Source organism: Oceanicaulis sp. (genome assembly GCA_040112665.1).
Classification (GTDB): domain Bacteria; phylum Pseudomonadota; class Alphaproteobacteria; order Caulobacterales; family Maricaulaceae; genus Oceanicaulis.
In genome coordinates, this window is record CP157796.1 from 2,253,367 (window position 1) to 2,268,402 (window position 15,036).

Consider the following 15,036-nt stretch of genomic DNA (forward strand, 5'->3'; position numbering starts at 1 on the left):
GCGACCACAGCGCGGCGGGCAACCGCCGCGCCAGCCGCTGCGTTTCATCGCCCCGGGCGGGGCGGCGGAGTGCGGAGCTTTCATTTGACCAGACCAGACCGGCGGGCGGCCTTCGAGGCCTTTCTGACTTCGGACGACTTTCCCTGCGTCGGCGCCAGGGCGGCCCTGTCGCAGGACCAGCTCAGGGTGATCGAGGCCGGCGCGCTCGACCGGGCGCGCCACGATGTCGATATCCGCGCCGCGATCGGCGCCTTCATCGAAGAACTCGACCGTGACGGCCCCCAGCTTCAGACGCTGGTGGTGCTGTTCGACGGTCCGGACGGGCTCGACGAGGTCGGGTTCGAGGCCGCGCTGTGGAACCGGCTCCAGGCGCTGCGCAACATGGACGTCGCCGCAGGCGAGCCCTGGGCGAAGGACGTGTCGGACGATCCGGGCTCGGCGCAGTTCTCGCTATCGCTGCGCGGGGAGCCCTTTTTCGTGGTGGGGCTTCATCCGGCCGCCTCGCGGCCTGCGCGGCGGCTGGGCTTTCCGGCCATGGCGCTGAACGCGCACCGCCAGTTCGAGGCGCTGCGGGCTGACGGCCGCTACGAGCAGATGAAGCAGATCATCCGCGAGCGCGAGGAGGCCGGAACCGGCTCGATCAATCCCATGCTGGCCGATTTCGGCGAGGGCAGCGAGGCCGCCCAGTACTCGGGCCGCGCCGTGGGCGAGGACTGGACCGCGCCCTTCGATCCGAAAACCGAAGCGACCAGAAACACCGGGAGCTGATCCATGCCGCGCATTCCCGCCCGTTCGGGGACCGCCTTCCGCCTGCCGAAAGGCGCGGTTCTGACCGTCACCGATCCCGAGGGCGAGCAGGTCGCCGATCTCGTCGCGTTCGCCGCGGACGATACGCGCGAGTATCTTAGCTCCGGCCGGTCGATCGACTTCGCCGAGCGGATGTTCCTCACCACCGGCGACACGCTTTATTCCAACCGCTCCAACCCGATGCTGGAAATCATCGAGGACGAGGTGGGCCGGCACGATTTCACCCTGACGCCGTGCTCGAAGGCGACCTTCGAGCGGCTCTACGACGATCATCCGATCCTGCCCGGCTGCCAGGGCAATCTGGAGTCCGCGCTGGCGCCCTATGGTGTGGGACCCGACCAGATCCCCATCGCCTTCAACGTCTTCATGAACGTCGCCTACGACCCCGACACCGGCGCCTGCTCGGTGCTGCCGCCGAAATCAAAGCCCGGCCAGTCGATCAGGCTCAGGGCCGCGACCGACCTCGTCATCGGCCTCACCGCCTGCTCGGCGGACGGCTCGAACAATGGCGATTGCACGCCGATCGACTGGGAGATCGCAGAAGAGAGCGCCCTCGCCGCGGAGTGATCACTCCGCAGGCGGCAGGGCGGGGGCGGCGTATTTCGGACAGACGCCTCGGCACACGCCGTCATGGCTCCATTCGGGCGGCATGACGAGATAGGCGAGCCGGTCGGTGAGCCGGTCTGCGGTCTTCATCTTCGCCCAGAGCTGCCGGAATCCGGCGAACTGCGCGGTCAGCGGATTGTTGTCGTGCACCGGCTCGACCAGGCCCACGACCGGCGGCTCGGCGTCGTCATAGGGCTCGAAGCTTTTGAAGATGCGGTCCCAAACGCTCAGCACCTGGGAGTAGTTCTTGTCGATATAGCGCGGCTGGTTGGCGTGATGGACCTTGTGGATCCGCGGCGTGGCGAACACGCGCTCCATCCAGCCCAGATGACCGACATAGCTGGCATGGTTCCAGACGCCGTAAATCGACTTCAGCGCCATGACCGCGAAGTACACTACCGGACCGACGCCGATCAGCGCGGCGACAAGGCCGAACAGGCCCTGCAGCTTGCCGTCCAGGAAAAAGCCGCGCGCCGCCGTGGTGTGGTTGAACTCGTTCGAGGAGTGATGGATCGCGTGAAACGCCCACAGCAGTCCGACGCGGTGCGACATCCGGTGTTCGGCGTAATAGGCCAGCTCATGAATGACGAAGGCGAGCGGGATGGCGAGCCACAGGCTGTCGAGGGTGAAGATCCGGGCGTGCTCGTAGATCACGATGTAGAACGCCAGCGGCAGAAGCCCGGCGAGCACGATGCCGAGCACCGAGTTCATCAGGTTGAGCCCGATCGAGCACAGCGCGTCGGCATTGTCGTATCGCGCGCCGCTGATCGCCGCCCAGACGCGTTCGCCCAGCACCAGCGAGAAATAGCCTCCGGCCAACCACCAGACGCCGTTCGGTCCGCCGAGCGTCTCAAGCACGGTTTCAAGCATGCGCGCCTCCTGCAGCGGCCAGCATGCGGGCGGCGATGCATGAGTTCAAGACCGAGCTAGCTGATCATCGTCCAGTTCAGCCGTTCGCCGGCGTGAAACGGCGTCACGGCGAGCCCGCCTTCGTCGATCATGGCGGGGACGTTCTGGCCGGAGCGCTTCAGCGTCACGGTCCCTTCATTGAGCGGCAGGCCGTAGAAGCGCGGCCCGTGAAGGCTCGCAAAGCCTTCCAGCTTGTCCAGCGCATCCATCTCCTCGAAGGTCTGCGCATAGCTTTCAAGCGCGGTCGGCGCGGAGAAGATGCCCGCGCAGCCGCAGGCGCTTTCCTTGGCGTGGCGCTCATGGGGCGCGGTGTCGGTGCCGAGGAAGAATTTCTCGCTGCCGGTGGTGATGATCTGCCTGAGCGCGTGCTTGTGCCTGGCGCGCTTGGCCACCGGCAGGCAGTACATGTGCGGCCTTATCCCGCCCACCAGCATGTCGTTACGGTCGATGCGCAGGTGATGGGCGGTGATGGTGGCCGCAACGGTGTCCGGCGCGCCGGACACGAACTGAACGCTGTCTTCGGTGGTGATGTGCTCGAGCACGATCTTCAGCGTGGGGAAAGTCTGAACGATCTTCGACAGAATCCGGTCGATGAAGACTTTTTCCCGGTCGAAGATGTCGATGTCGGGGCTGACCACCTCGCCGTGGATCAGGAGCGGCATGCCGATCTCGGCCATGGTCTCGAAGACCGGGTAGACGTTCTCGACATTGGTCACCCCGCTCGCCGAGTTCGTCGTCGCGCCGGCAGGGTAGAGCTTGGCCGCGGTGAACACGCCCTCGGCGTGACCGCGCGCAAGCTCGCCCGCGTCGATCGTATCGGTGAGATAGGCCGTCATCAGCGGCTCGAAATCAGGGGTGGCGCTGGCGGCCGCGCGGATCCGGTCGCGGTATTCAGAAGCCTGCTTCACCGTGGTGATCGGCGGGACCAGGTTGGGCATGACGATCGCCCGTCGGAACTGGCGCGCGGTGTAGGGCGCGACGAGCTTCAGCATCTCGCCGTCGCGCAGGTGCACGTGCCAGTCGTCGGGACGGCGGATCGTCAGGGTCTCGGTCATCAAAGGCTCCGGCGAGGGGTGTCGGGCGGTGTTTAACCGGTTTCGCCGGGTTTGGCAGCGGGGCCGGGCGCCGCAGGGGGGGCTTCGTGCGCTGAGGTTCTAGGAAGCGCGCGTCGGGGCCCACTTCTCTCCCTCCCCCTCCGGGGGAGGGCCGGGGTGGGGGCGCGTCCTTTCAGAAGCTCCGCCTGCGGCTCCACCCCACCCCGACCCTCCCCTCAAGGGGAGGGAGGGCGCAAACTCCTGAAAACAAGAAGGCTTCGGTCAAACCTTCCCCGTCAATCCATGCTGGAAGGTCCCGCAAGGCGGTCGGGGCGCGTCAAGGTTCGCCAGCTGGGCTGGCGACCGCTTCGCGGCGCGCTCGAAGAGCGCGACCTTGACCCGCCCCGGCGCTTGCGAAAAGGGCCGCCATGAATCGACGGGGCGCCGGGGTCGTCTGCTTCGGCTCATGGCGCGTCGGCCTCCTCATCCCTCCCTCCCCTCAAGGGGAGGGAGGGCGGAAGCGCGACTGGAGAACGTGGGCGGGAAGGCCTGCGCTCAGCCCGCAGCCTTGAACCGTCTCAACCGCAGCGCATTGAGCACGACGCAGACGCTGGATGCGGCCATGGCGGCGCCGGCGAGCACGGGGCTCAGAAGCGGGCCGCCGAACGGGACGAGCGCGCCCATCGCGACGGGGATCAGAACCACGTTGTAGCCAAACGCCCAGACGAGGTTCTGCTTGATGTTTGAAAGCGTGGCGCGCGAAAGGGCCGCCGCGTCGGCGACCCGGCTCAGATCGTCCGAACTCAGCACCACGTCTGCGGCTTCGATGGCGATGTCGGTGCCGGCGCCCATCGCGATGCCGACATCGGCTTCGGCGAGGGCGGGCGCGTCGTTCACCCCGTCCCCGGCGAAGGCGGCCGGGCCGGCTGCGGCCCTGAGCGCCTTGATCTCCTCGGCCTTGTCGGCGGGCAGGGTTTCGGCGCGGACCCGGTCCACGCCCAACTCGGCGGCCACCGAATCTGCAGGGGATTGCGCGTCGCCCGTGATCATCGCGGTCTGAAGCCCCAGCGCGTGAAGGGCGTCGATCGCGGCGCGCGCGCCGGGCTTGATCGGATCGGAGACGGCGAGAAGGGCGGCGGGTTTCCCGTCGACGGCGAGGAAGAGCGGGGCGCGGCCCTCCTGCGCCAGCTTTTCGGCGCGCTCGGCGAAGTTCGCGACGTCCACGCCGAGCTTGTCCATGTAACGCGCCGCGCCGGTCGCGGCGGTGCGGCCTTCCACCGTCCCGGAGACGCCGTAACCGGTTTCTGCAGTGAACTCGGTCGCCTCGGGCACGGTCAGGGACTTGTTCGCCGCCGCGTCGACGACGGCCCTGGCGATCGGGTGTTCGGACCGCGCCTCCAGCGCTGCGGCGAGGGCGAGAGCGGCGTCCTCGTCCATGCCGAGGGCGTGAAGATCGGTGAGGGCGGGCTTGCCTTGCGTCAGCGTGCCGGTCTTGTCGAAGGCGATCGTCTTCACCCGGGCCAGCGTCTGAAGCGCGTCGCCGCGCCGGAACAGAACGCCCAACTCCGCCGCCCGGCCCGTGCCGGTCATGATCGAGACCGGCGTGGCGAGTCCCATCGCGCAGGGACATGCGATGATCAGCACCGAGACCGAGGCGACCAGCGCCAGCGAGACCGCGCCGCTTACAATCAGCCAGACCGCGAAGGTCAGGACCGCCAGCGCGATCACCACCGGCACGAAAACGCTCGTGACCCGGTCGACCAGCTGCTGAATCGGCAGCTTGGCTCCCTGGGCTTCCTCCACCATGGCGACGATGCGTGCGAGCACCGTATCCGCGCCCACCGCGGTCGCCTCCATGTCCAGCACGCCGGTCCCGTTGACCGTGCCGCCGGTGACGGTGTCGCTCTGGGTCTTTTCCGCCGGAACCGGTTCGCCGGTCAGCATGCTCTCGTCGACATAAGACCGGCCTGCGGTGACGCGCCCGTCCACCGGAACGCGCTCGCCGGGCCGGATCTCGATCACGTCGCCGGGAAGCACGTCCTCGACGGCGAGTTCGACCACCTTGTCGCCGCGCCGCACGCGGGCAGTCTTCGCCTGCAGCGACAGAAGCTTGCGGATGGCGTCGCCGGTGCGGCCGCGAGCGCGCGCCTCCAGAAACCGGCCCAGCAGGATCAGCGTCACCACCATGGCGCTGGCTTCGAAATAGACATGCGCCTGACCCTCGGGAAACAGCCCCGGCGCGATCGTGGCCAGCGCCGAATAGCCGTAAGCGGCGCTGGTGCCGAGCATGACGAGCGTATTCATCTCCGGCGCGACGCGCAGCAGCGCAGGCAGGCCGTGGCGGTAGAAGATCCGGCCCGGCCCGAACTGCACGATCCCGGCCAGCACCAGGAAAACCCAGTTCAGGGTCGTCCGCCCCGGCCCCTCCATCGTCACCGCGTGAAGCGCCGGGACGAGGTGCCCGCCCATCTCGATCAGGAAGATCGGCAGGGTCAGCAAACCGGCGAGCCAGAGCTGGCCGCGCGAGACTTCGCCGTGATCGTGGGCGCCGTGGGCGTCCGCGTCGTGGGCCGCCTGGGCGCGCTCGGCGAAGCCTTTCACCGGCGCGCCGTCATAGCCGGCCTGTTTCAGCGCTTCGATGACGGTGGAGGCCTCGGTTCCCGGCTCCACCAGCAGATCGGCCCGCCGGGCAGCGAAATTCACGTTCGCCTCGATCACGCCCGGCGCGGCGCTCAGCGCCGTCTCCACCCGGCGCGCACACCCCCCGCAGGTCATGCCGGTCACATCCAGAGCGATGCGGGCGGGGCGGGGAGAGGTGCTGTGATCGTCGGCCATGGGGATTGAATGCATCAGGAGCGGCGATGGGGCCATGCGGCCAAACGCCGGGGTCAGGGAAGAAATAACGATCCGTACCCTTTATCGTCGCACCCGCGAACGCGGGGACCCAGTTCTGCCTCGCCATCGCGATTCGATCGCTGGGTTCCCGCGTTCGCGGGAATGACGTGGGGAGGGGGCGAACGAAAAACGGGCGGCGCATCGCTGCGCCGCCCGCTCGTTACGCCTTGAGGCCTTGGTCTTAATCGGTCTCGGTCTCTTCACCGGGGACCGGGAAGCCGCGGTCGCGCATCAGCGGCTCGACGGTGGCGTCGCGGCCGCGGAAATTGCGGTAGGCCTCGGCCGGGTCGACCGCGTTGCGCGGGGCGAACAGGTGCTCGACCATGCGCGCGGCCAGATCGGCGTCGTAGAACCCGCCCGGCGCCTCGGCGAAGGCTTCCGCCGCGTCCGAGGTCAGAACGTCGGCCCACATGTAGCCGTAATAGCCCGCCGAATAGCCTTCGCCGGAGAAGATATGGCCGAAATGCGGGCTGCGGTGACGCATGGGCAGCTCTTCGGGCATGCCCAGCCGCTCCAGCGTCTCGCGTTCGAAGGCGTCGGGATCGATGCCTTCGGGATCGGTGGTGTGGTAGTACATGTCCACCAGCGCGCTCGCCAGATATTCGGTCGTCGCGAAGCCCTGGTTGAAGGTCGAGGCGGCGCGGATCTTTTGCACCAGCTCGTCGGGCATCGGCTCGCCGGTTTCGGCGTGGCGCAGATAGTTCTCGATCACCTCGTCGGTGAGCACCCAGCGCTCGAGAAGCTGGCTCTGGAACTCGGTGTAGTCGCGCACCCCGCCGTTCAGCGTCGGGTAGGCGACGTTCGAGGCGAGGGCGTGAAGGGCGTGCCCCATCTCATGGAAGAAGGTCGTCGCGTCGGAGAAGCTGATCAGGACCGGCTCGCCGGGCGCACCCTTGATGAAGTTCGAGTTGTTCGAGCTCAGCACGGTTTCCTGGCCGTCGAACGTCGTGTGACCGCGATAGCTGGTCGCCCAGGCGCCCGAGCGCTTGCCCGGACGGGCGAAGGGATCGAGATACCACAGGCCGATATGCTCGCCGGTCTCACGATCGGTCACGTCCCAGACGCGCACGTCCGCGTGGAAGACCGGGACCGAGCCGTCGGTGATCTCCTCGAAGGCGAAGCCGAACAGCTCGCCGGAGACGAAGAACATCGCCTCGCGCAGGTTCTCGATATTGAAGTACTGCTTCACTTCCTCGGAGTTGAGGTCGTACTCGGCCTGGCGGACCTTCTCCATGTAGTAGCGGTAGTCCCAGGGCATGATCTGGTCGATGTCATGGCCTTCCCGGGCGGCCAGGGCGGTCATCATCTCGACCTCTTCCTCGACCCGGGCGATGGCGGCCGGCCAGACCGTCTCCATCAGCTCCAGCGCGCGCTCGGGCGTGCCGGCCATGCGGTCTTCAAGCCGCCACTGGGCGTAGTTGTCGTAGCCCAGAAGCTCGACCCGCTCGTCGCGCAGATTGAGGATCTCGGCGATCACCGCGTTGTTGTCGAACTCGTCGGCGTTGTCGCCGCGCGAATAGTAGGTCTCCCAGACGTCTTTGCGCAGCTCGCGCTCGTCGGAATAGGTCAGGAACGGATCCATCGAGGAGCGGGTGTTGAGGATCGCGTACTCGCCCTCGCGCCCGCGCTCGGCGGCGGCTGCGGCCGCAGCGCTGACAAGCCTCTCGGGCAGGCCGGAGAGCTGGTCTTCGCTGAGCCAGGTGACGTAGTTTTCTTCGTCGGCCAGCACGTTGTTGGAGAACTGGGTGTGCAGCTCGGCCAGGCGCGACTGGATCTCGGCGTAGCGCTCGGCGGCCTCGCCTTCGAGAGTCGCGCCGTTGCGGGCGAACCCGTCATAGGTCAGCTGCACGAGGCGCTGCTGGTCGGGGCGCAGGGTCTCGACTTCGTCGCTCTCATGCACGGCGCGCACGCGGGCGAACAGGTCCTTGTTCTGGTTGATCTCGGAATAGAACGCGCTGATCCGCGGCGCCATGCGGCCCTGGATCTCACGGAATTCCGGCGAGGAGAGGTTCGACGACCAGATGCCGTAATAGGTGAACACACGGCCCAGATCCTCGCCGGCGCGCTCGAGCTCGACGATGGTGTTTTCAAACGTCGGCGCGTCGGGATTGGTCGCGATCGCGTCGATCTCGGCGCGGTAGCGCGCCATGCCTTCCTCGAGCGCGGGCTCGAGATACTGAAGGTCCATCTGGTCGAACGCCGGAACGCCGCCATAGGGGCCGGTCCATTCGGCCAGCAGCGGGTTGGCGCTTTGGGCTTCGGCCTGGGCGGCCTCGGCGGCCTGGGCCTGAACGGCGAGGGCGGCGGAGGCCACGCCTCCGGTCAGCGCGGCGGCCCCGGCCGCTGCGAGCAGAAACTTGCGCATAGGTCTTACCTCTTGAAAGATCGTCTGAATGCGATGGCGCGTTCATACCGCGCGCGCGAACTTGGCGAAAAGTAACCTTTCCGTCATGAATGTGGGTTGAGCGCGGTGCAGTGTGAAGCGCTACAGGCGCAGCGCCTGAAAGCGGAGGCCGCATGACCGCCGCGGCGATCACCATCCACGGCAGCTTCAGGTTCGGCCCCCGCGCGCTGGGCCTTCTCGGCGCGTGCCTGGCGCATGTCGTTCTGGCCGCAGTGTTTCTCGTCCTCGCCACGACGCCGCACTCGGTACGCCCGCCCGCCGCCGAGCCGGTCTCGGTCGTCTTCGTCGAGCCGGTGATCGACGCGCAGCCCGAGCCGGCCGCCGCGCCGCGCCCCGTTGAAATACCCCCGCCGCCGGTCGCGCAGGCGCGGCCCGACACGCCGCCCGTGACAGCCGCTGCCGCACCTGAAGCCGCGCCCGACGCCGTTCCGCCCGCGCCTGTCTCATCAGAAGCGCCGCAAGTGCTCGCCACGACCGGCGCGGACCCGGCGGCCGAGCGCGCGCCTGAGGCTGGCGCTTTCGTCTGGCCCGAGCCTGCAGCGTCCGGCGGCGCCCTGCGAAGCCTGGCCTGCGCGCAGGGGCTCGGCCGGGACGCGCTGGAGGCGTGCGGCGAGGCCGGAGGCGCGTTCGATTACGCCGGCCTCGACCCGCAGGCGGTCGAGCAGGTCGCCGCGTTCGAACAGTCCCGCCTCGCCGGGCTGGGCTTTGTGAGCATCTGGGCGAGCGGGGGCCGGTTCGAGGGCGCGAACGGCGCGCAGACCCTGGCCCCGCCCGCCCGCAATCTGTCTGCCGCCGACGGGATGCGCGACCGGCTGCCCCCGATGGTCCCCGACCCCGCTTTCGGCGACTAATCCTCGTCGGGCGGCGCGGTGGGATCGTCCTTGCGGCTGGGCGGAAACATCACCGCGATCCCCATCTGCGCGCTCGCGAACGTCGAGCCGATGAAGAACACCGTCAGCAGCCGCACCCCGGTCCCCGTGGCCGTGCCTTCGGTCATCGTGCGGATGTTTCCCACGTCGAAGACCAGCAGCAGCGCGGTGAACGCCACGCCGATCGCCGCGCCGATCAGCGCATGACGGATGAGGAAGCGGATGAGGTCGGGCATGAGGGCCTCCGTGACCGTCCAATCTAGTCGCGCGAAAGCCTGTGGCGAACACGATGGCCCCGCGGCGCAGAGTCGCTCTATGGTCGTTTGCATAACGAGGGAGGGCGCTCATGGGCGTGTTGATCACCGGGCTCGTGATCTTTCTGGGCACGCATCTGACCCGTGTGCTGGGCATAAAGCGCGTGGTCGTCTCGGTCATCGGCGAGGCGCTTTTCGCGGTGTTCTATTCGGTGCTGTCCGCGGTCGGCCTCGCGCTGATCGTCTACGGCCACATCCTCGCCCATCCGTCAGAAAGCGTGTGGAGCCCGCCTGAATGGACGCGCACGCTGGCGCTGGTCGCCGTGCCGGTCTCGCTCGTCCTGCTGATCGCGGCCTATCTGCCAAGCCATATCCGTTCGATCACCAAGCATCCCATGACGCTGGGCGTGTTCCTGTGGTCGGGCAGCCATCTGCTGGCCAACGGCGAGATCGCCTCGATCGTCCTGTTCGGCGCGTTTTTCGCCTGGTCGACCCTTTTGCTGATCGAAGGCTACGCGGTCGGCGGCCGGTTCGAGCGGCCAGGCAAATGGAGCGCCGACATCGCCGCGATCGTCATCGGGCTCGGCGCCGCAGCCCTGCTGGCGATCTTCCACATGCAGCTTTTCGGCGTCGCCGTGATCGGGTTTGCATCCGAACCCGGAGCGCCGGGCATCTGATGGGTGAAGGCGCCCGAGGCCGGGCGCCGGTGAGGAGACATCGACATGGAAGACATTCTCATCCCGCTCGGCGCGTTCACCATGGTGGTGCTGATCGTCGCGCTCAATGTCTGGGCGGGCGCCTCGCGCCGCAAACAGGTCATGGAGACCGTTCGCGACGCCATCCGCTCGGGCCAGAATCTCGACGCCGACACGGTCCGGGCGCTGGGCGCGGAAGGTCCCAAGAAAGAGGGCGGGGACCTCAAGGCGGGGCTGATCCTGATCGCGGTCGCCGCCGCGCTGGTCGTATTCGGCTATGCGGTCGGGTCGGCCGACGTGTCCGATACGCCTGAAGTCGTGGCCATCTTCTCCGCGATCGCCGCCTTCCCGGGCTTCATCGGGGTGGTGCTGGTGCTGTTCGGCCTGGCGAACGCGGCCAAACGCAAGAACGACGACGCGGCCTAGCGTGTCCGGTTGATCGAGCGGCGCGCGGCGGGGACCGGCGCGCCGGCAGGAAAGGGGACCAAGGGTGCAGGCCAGCGACGCCGAACTTGTCGCGCTGGTGATCGCGGGGAAGGACAAGCGCGCTTACGGCGCGCTCGTCACCCGCCACCAGCAGGCCGTGCGCGCGGTCCTGATGCGGCTGTGCCGGAACGCCGCGCTTGCGGACGACCTGGCCCAGGACACGTTCGTGAAGGCCTGGGACAAGATCGCAACCTGGTCGGGCTCGGGGTCTTTGAAAGGCTGGCTCTGCCGGATCGCCTACACCGAGTTCCTGATGAGCGCGCGCAAGCGCAAGGCGGCCGACCGCGCGCTCGACAGGCTGCAGGCCGAACCGGGCGAGGACCACGTCTCGCCCGGACCTGCGGGCGCCCGGCTCGATCTCGACCGGGCGCTGGCGACTCTGGGCGAGGATGAACGCACCTGCGTGGTCCTGTGTTACGCCGGGGGTATGAGTCATGCCGAGGCGGCCGAGGTCACCGGGCTTCCCCTCGGCACGGTGAAGAGCCATGTTAACCGCGGACGGGCCAGGCTGAAGGCCTGGTTCGACGCCAGGGAGGCGGCCGCATGACGCGCTCAGATCAGGACGACCGCGACCTCGACGGGTTCGAACCGGATGCTGCGTTCGACGCCGAGCTTTCGGCGATGTTCCAGGACGCCGCGCCGCGAGAGGCCGATCCCGCCTTCACCGCCCAGGTGCTCGCTCGTGTGGACGGCGCGAACCGCAACCGCTTCATCGCGCTCGGCGGCGCGGGAGCGACCGGGGCGGCGATCGCCGGGACGCAGATCGAGCGGCTGCTCGATTTCACCGTCACCGCAGGCGACGGCCTCCTCGCTCAGGCGCTGAGCTATGTCGGCCCCGAAGCGATCGTAACCGCCGGCTTCGCCGCCGTCGCCGTGGCGTTCTCGCGCCTTCTGCCGGGCGTGCGCTTCGCCTGATCCGGCGCGCGCGGGCGCCTGCGTTGTGCGCTTGCGAAATCGGGCTATGGTACGGACAAATTTACTGACCGGAGCCCGTCCATGTCCGCCCAGACCAAGGCCGCCAAGCGGCTGACCCCGCCAGACATCCGCGCGCGCAAGGGCGGCGAGCCGCTGGTCTGCCTGACCGCTTATGACGCGCCGACCGCGCGCCTGCTCGATCCGCATTGCGACTTCCTTCTGGTCGGCGACTCGGTGGGCATGGTCGTGCACGGGCTTCCAAACACCATTCCCGTCACCCTCGAAATGATGATCCTTCACGGCCAGGCCGTGATGCGCGGATCGGACCGGGCGCTGGTGTGCGTGGACATGCCGTTCTCCACCTATGAAAAGAGCAAGGAGCAGGCGTTCGAGAACGCCGCCCGGGTGCTGCGCGAGACCGGCTGCCAGGCGATCAAGGTCGAAAGCGGGGTCTATATCGCTGACACGATCCGCTATCTCGCCGAGCGCGCCGTGCCCGTCGTCGGTCATGTCGGCCTTCGTCCGCAGGCTGCGCTCGCCGAAGGCGGGTTCAAGGCCAAGGGCCGCGACGAGGCGTCCCGCCGCAAGGTGATCGACGAGGCGGTCGCCGCCGACGAGGCGGGCGCCTTCGCCATCGTCATCGAAGGCGTCGCCGAAGACCTCGCCGAGGAGATCACCGAGCGGGTCAAGGCGCCGACCATCGGCATCGGCGCGTCGGCCAAATGCGACGGGCAGATCCTGGTCACCCAGGACATGCTCGGCCTGTTTGACTGGACCCCGCGTTTCGTCAAGCGCTACGCCGACCTCAAGGCGCTGACCGAAGAGGGTGTGAAGGCCTACGCCGAAGAGGTGAGGGCGCGCAGCTTCCCCGGTCCCGATCAGGTCTACGCGCCCAGGAAGAGCTGATACAGCAAGGCTGTATTGCCCGCACCGGTCAGCGCGGCTAGGGTCCGCGCGGACAGGGGTGGAAGAAAGGCCTTACGCGTGGTCGACGTTTTCGACGAAGTCGAGGAAGAGCTCCGGCGCGAGCGCTATCAGGCGCTGCTGCGCCAGTGGGGACCGTGGGTCGGCGCAGCCGCCGCGGTGATCGTGCTCGGCGTGGCCGGCTACCAGTTCATCGACTGGCGCAGCGAGAGCACCGCGGCCGCCGCGTCCGACCGCTACATGGCCGCCGCCGACCTCATCGCCGAGGGTGACCTCTCCGCCGCCGACGCCGCGTTTGAAGACCTCGCCGAGGACGGCCCGCGCGGCTACGCCACCCTGGCGCTGATGCGCCGCGGGGAGATCGCGCTGGAGCAGGGTGACGCGGCCGAAGCGGCCCGCTTTTTCACCTCCGCCGCCGAGCGCGCGCCGGAGCCTCTGACGCGCGATCTTGCGCGCTACAAGGCCGCGCTCGCGCAGTTCGACACGTTGTCCTACGACGACCTTTCGGTCCGCCTCGAACCGCTGACCGAAGGCGAGGCGCGCTTCGGCACGCTCGCCCGCGAGCTGATCGCCGCCGCCGCGCTGCGCGAGGAACGCTGGGCGCAGGCGCGCTCGCGCTACGAGCTTCTTTCTGTGGCGCTGGACGCCCCGCCGGGCGTCACCCGCCGGGCGGCCGAAGCGCTCGCCTATATCGAACAGAACGCCCCGCAGACGGCCGAACCCGCCGCCGCCGAGGCGGCGCCGGTCGAAACTGCGCCGGCCGAGGCCGCGCCCGCTGCGGCCGAACCGGCCGAAACCCAGCCTGAGGAGGACGGCCGCTGATGTCGATCCGCGCTTTCGCTCTCGCCTTGACCGCCGTTTCCAGCCTCGTTCTGACCGGGTGCGGCGCCGGCGAACGGCTGGCCCAGCTCAACCCGTTCGGCGGGGAAGAGACCGACGATCCGAACGCGCCGGCCGACTCCGATCGGGTGTCGGTTCTGGAGCTTGAAGAGCAGCTCTCCTCCAGTCTGGACGCTGGCCCGGTCCGCCTGCCGCGCGCCTATGTGAACCAGTCCTGGCCGCAGCCGGACGGCTACGCCACCCACGCCATGCAGCACACCGCGGCCTCCGGTCCGCTGACGCGCATCTGGCGCGAACGCGCCGGCGCGGGGTCCAGCCGCGACCGCCGTCTGAACGCGCGGCCCGTGATCGCCGAAGGCGTCGTCTTCGCCGTGGACGCCCAGGCTCGCGTGACCGCCCGGTCGCTCGAGGATGGTGACGAGATCTGGGCGACCCGCCTGCGCGAGCAGAGCCGGGAAGGCGGGGGCGACAGCTGGATTCCCTTCGTCGGCGGCGGCGACCAGGTTCTGCGCTTCGGCGGCGGCGTCGCCTATGACAGCGGCCGCATCTTCGCGCATGGCGGTGGGATGACGCTGTTCGCGCTGGACGCCGAGACCGGCGCGGAAGTCTGGCGCGCCGAAGCGCTGACGCCGTTCCACTCCGCGCCCACCGCGGCGGACGGACGCGTTTACGCGACCACCGACGACAACGAACTTCTGGCGATCGATATCGCCACCGGAGAGATCCTCTGGACTCACCGCTCCATCGCCGAGACCGCGCGGCTTCTGACCGCGCCGAGCCCGGCGGTTCTGGGCGACGTCGTCATCGCGCCGTTCACCTCCGGCGAGGTGGTCGCCCTGCGTGCGCAGACCGGCACGGTGCTGTGGTCGGACTCCCTGACCCGGACCGGCGGCCTGACCCCGCTGAGCTCGATCAACGACATCGCGGCGAGCCCGATCATCATCGGCGACAACGTCTATGCGATGAGCCATTCGGGCATTCTCGCCTCGTTCGATCTGAGGACCGGCGAGCGGGTCTGGACGCTGCCTGCGGGCGGTCTGCATGCGCCGTATCTGGCCGGGGACTATCTGTTCCTTGTGACCACCGAAGCGGAGGTCGCAGCGATCGACCGGCGCTCCGGGGCGGTGCGCTGGATCACCCAGCTGCCCGCCTTCAGAAACCCGCGTAATCGCAGCGATCGCGTCAGCTGGGCCGGGCCGATCCTGGCCGGAGACCGGCTCGTGCTCGCCTCCTCCCGCGGCGAGCTCGTCTTCCTCGACCCGCAGTCTGGCGACCGGCTGGAAGACCGCAGCGTCAACGCGCCGGTCTTCATCGCTCCGGTCATCGCCGAGGAGACCGTGGTGGTGTTCGACGACGAAGGCCGCTTGATCGCCTACCGTTAAAAGCGCATTTGAAAGA

General features: G+C 68.5%; 15 protein-coding genes. 10 read left to right on the forward strand and 5 right to left on the reverse strand.

Features of this window, described 5'->3' with window-relative positions; translation table 11 throughout:
- The first annotated feature begins 84 nt into the window (after positions 1–84).
- Together gntA and ABL308_11030 are read left to right on the forward strand one after the other, a co-directional pair.
- Positions 85–768 carry a guanitoxin biosynthesis heme-dependent pre-guanitoxin N-hydroxylase GntA gene (gene gntA / locus ABL308_11025; GenBank protein ID XBQ15485.1) on the forward strand — a complete coding sequence of 228 codons (684 nt, stop codon included), beginning with the start codon at positions 85–87 and terminating at the stop codon, positions 766–768.
- Positions 769–771: 3 nt separating this feature from the next.
- Entirely contained in the window at positions 772–1,374 is a 603-nt protein-coding gene (locus ABL308_11030) for an urea carboxylase-associated family protein (GenBank protein ID XBQ15486.1), read from the forward strand.
- Here the strand turns inward: ABL308_11030 and ABL308_11035 are convergent, their stop codons facing one another.
- The 4 genes from ABL308_11035 to ABL308_11050 all read right to left on the reverse strand — a co-directional run bounded on the left by ABL308_11035 (position 1,375) and on the right by ABL308_11050 (position 8,616).
- On the reverse strand, positions 1,375–2,283 hold the full coding sequence (locus tag ABL308_11035) for a sterol desaturase family protein (protein XBQ15487.1): 909 nt from the start codon (positions 2,281–2,283) through the stop codon (positions 1,375–1,377). It abuts the gene before it with no gap.
- A 56-nt stretch (positions 2,284–2,339) separates the two neighbouring features.
- Positions 2,340–3,377, reverse strand: coding sequence for a dihydroorotase (pyrC, locus tag ABL308_11040; protein ID XBQ15488.1), 1,038 nt, complete (start codon positions 3,375–3,377; stop codon positions 2,340–2,342).
- 534 nt (positions 3,378–3,911) lie between these two features.
- The gene (locus ABL308_11045) at positions 3,912–6,191 is read right to left on the reverse strand and encodes a heavy metal translocating P-type ATPase (protein XBQ15489.1); all 2,280 of its coding nucleotides are present in this window, start codon (positions 6,189–6,191) and stop codon (positions 3,912–3,914) included.
- Between the two features lie 241 nt (positions 6,192–6,432).
- Complete coding sequence (locus tag ABL308_11050) at positions 6,433–8,616, reverse strand: M3 family metallopeptidase (protein ID XBQ15490.1); 2,184 nt, start codon at positions 8,614–8,616, stop codon at positions 6,433–6,435.
- A gap of 152 nt (positions 8,617–8,768) precedes the next feature.
- Between ABL308_11050 and ABL308_11055 the strand changes: the two genes are divergently transcribed.
- Positions 8,769–9,506, forward strand: coding sequence for a hypothetical protein (locus tag ABL308_11055; GenBank protein ID XBQ15491.1), 738 nt, complete (start codon positions 8,769–8,771; stop codon positions 9,504–9,506).
- Here the strand turns inward: ABL308_11055 and ABL308_11060 are convergent.
- Positions 9,503–9,760, reverse strand: coding sequence for a hypothetical protein (locus tag ABL308_11060; protein ID XBQ15492.1), 258 nt, complete (start codon positions 9,758–9,760; stop codon positions 9,503–9,505). The two genes, ABL308_11055 and ABL308_11060, sit on opposite strands and share 4 nt — an antisense overlap.
- A 110-nt stretch (positions 9,761–9,870) precedes the next feature.
- Between ABL308_11060 and ABL308_11065 the strand changes: the two genes are divergently transcribed.
- The 7 genes from ABL308_11065 to ABL308_11095 all read left to right on the forward strand — a co-directional run bounded on the left by ABL308_11065 (position 9,871) and on the right by ABL308_11095 (position 15,020).
- Entirely contained in the window at positions 9,871–10,455 is a 585-nt protein-coding gene (locus ABL308_11065) for an NnrU family protein (protein ID XBQ15493.1), read from the forward strand.
- A 45-nt stretch (positions 10,456–10,500) separates the two neighbouring features.
- The gene (locus ABL308_11070; protein XBQ15494.1) at positions 10,501–10,899 is read left to right on the forward strand and encodes a DUF6249 domain-containing protein; all 399 of its coding nucleotides are present in this window, start codon (positions 10,501–10,503) and stop codon (positions 10,897–10,899) included.
- A 64-nt stretch (positions 10,900–10,963) separates the two neighbouring features.
- Positions 10,964–11,506 (forward strand): RNA polymerase sigma factor, encoded by a 543-nt coding sequence (locus tag ABL308_11075; protein XBQ15495.1) that lies wholly within the window; start codon positions 10,964–10,966, stop codon positions 11,504–11,506.
- Complete coding sequence (locus ABL308_11080; GenBank protein XBQ15496.1) at positions 11,503–11,874, forward strand: hypothetical protein; 372 nt, start codon at positions 11,503–11,505, stop codon at positions 11,872–11,874. The genes ABL308_11075 and ABL308_11080 overlap by 4 nt, the downstream gene beginning before the upstream one ends.
- An 81-nt stretch (positions 11,875–11,955) precedes the next feature.
- Positions 11,956–12,780, forward strand: a complete 825-nt coding sequence (panB, locus tag ABL308_11085; GenBank protein ID XBQ15497.1) for a 3-methyl-2-oxobutanoate hydroxymethyltransferase — start codon at positions 11,956–11,958, stop codon at positions 12,778–12,780.
- Positions 12,781–12,858: 78 nt separating this feature from the next.
- Positions 12,859–13,620 carry a tetratricopeptide repeat protein gene (locus tag ABL308_11090; protein ID XBQ15498.1) on the forward strand — a complete coding sequence of 254 codons (762 nt, stop codon included), beginning with the start codon at positions 12,859–12,861 and terminating at the stop codon, positions 13,618–13,620.
- Positions 13,620–15,020, forward strand: a complete 1,401-nt coding sequence (locus ABL308_11095) for a PQQ-binding-like beta-propeller repeat protein (GenBank protein ID XBQ15499.1) — start codon at positions 13,620–13,622, stop codon at positions 15,018–15,020. The genes ABL308_11090 and ABL308_11095 overlap by 1 nt, the downstream gene beginning before the upstream one ends.
- The last annotated feature ends 16 nt before the right edge of the window (positions 15,021–15,036 follow it).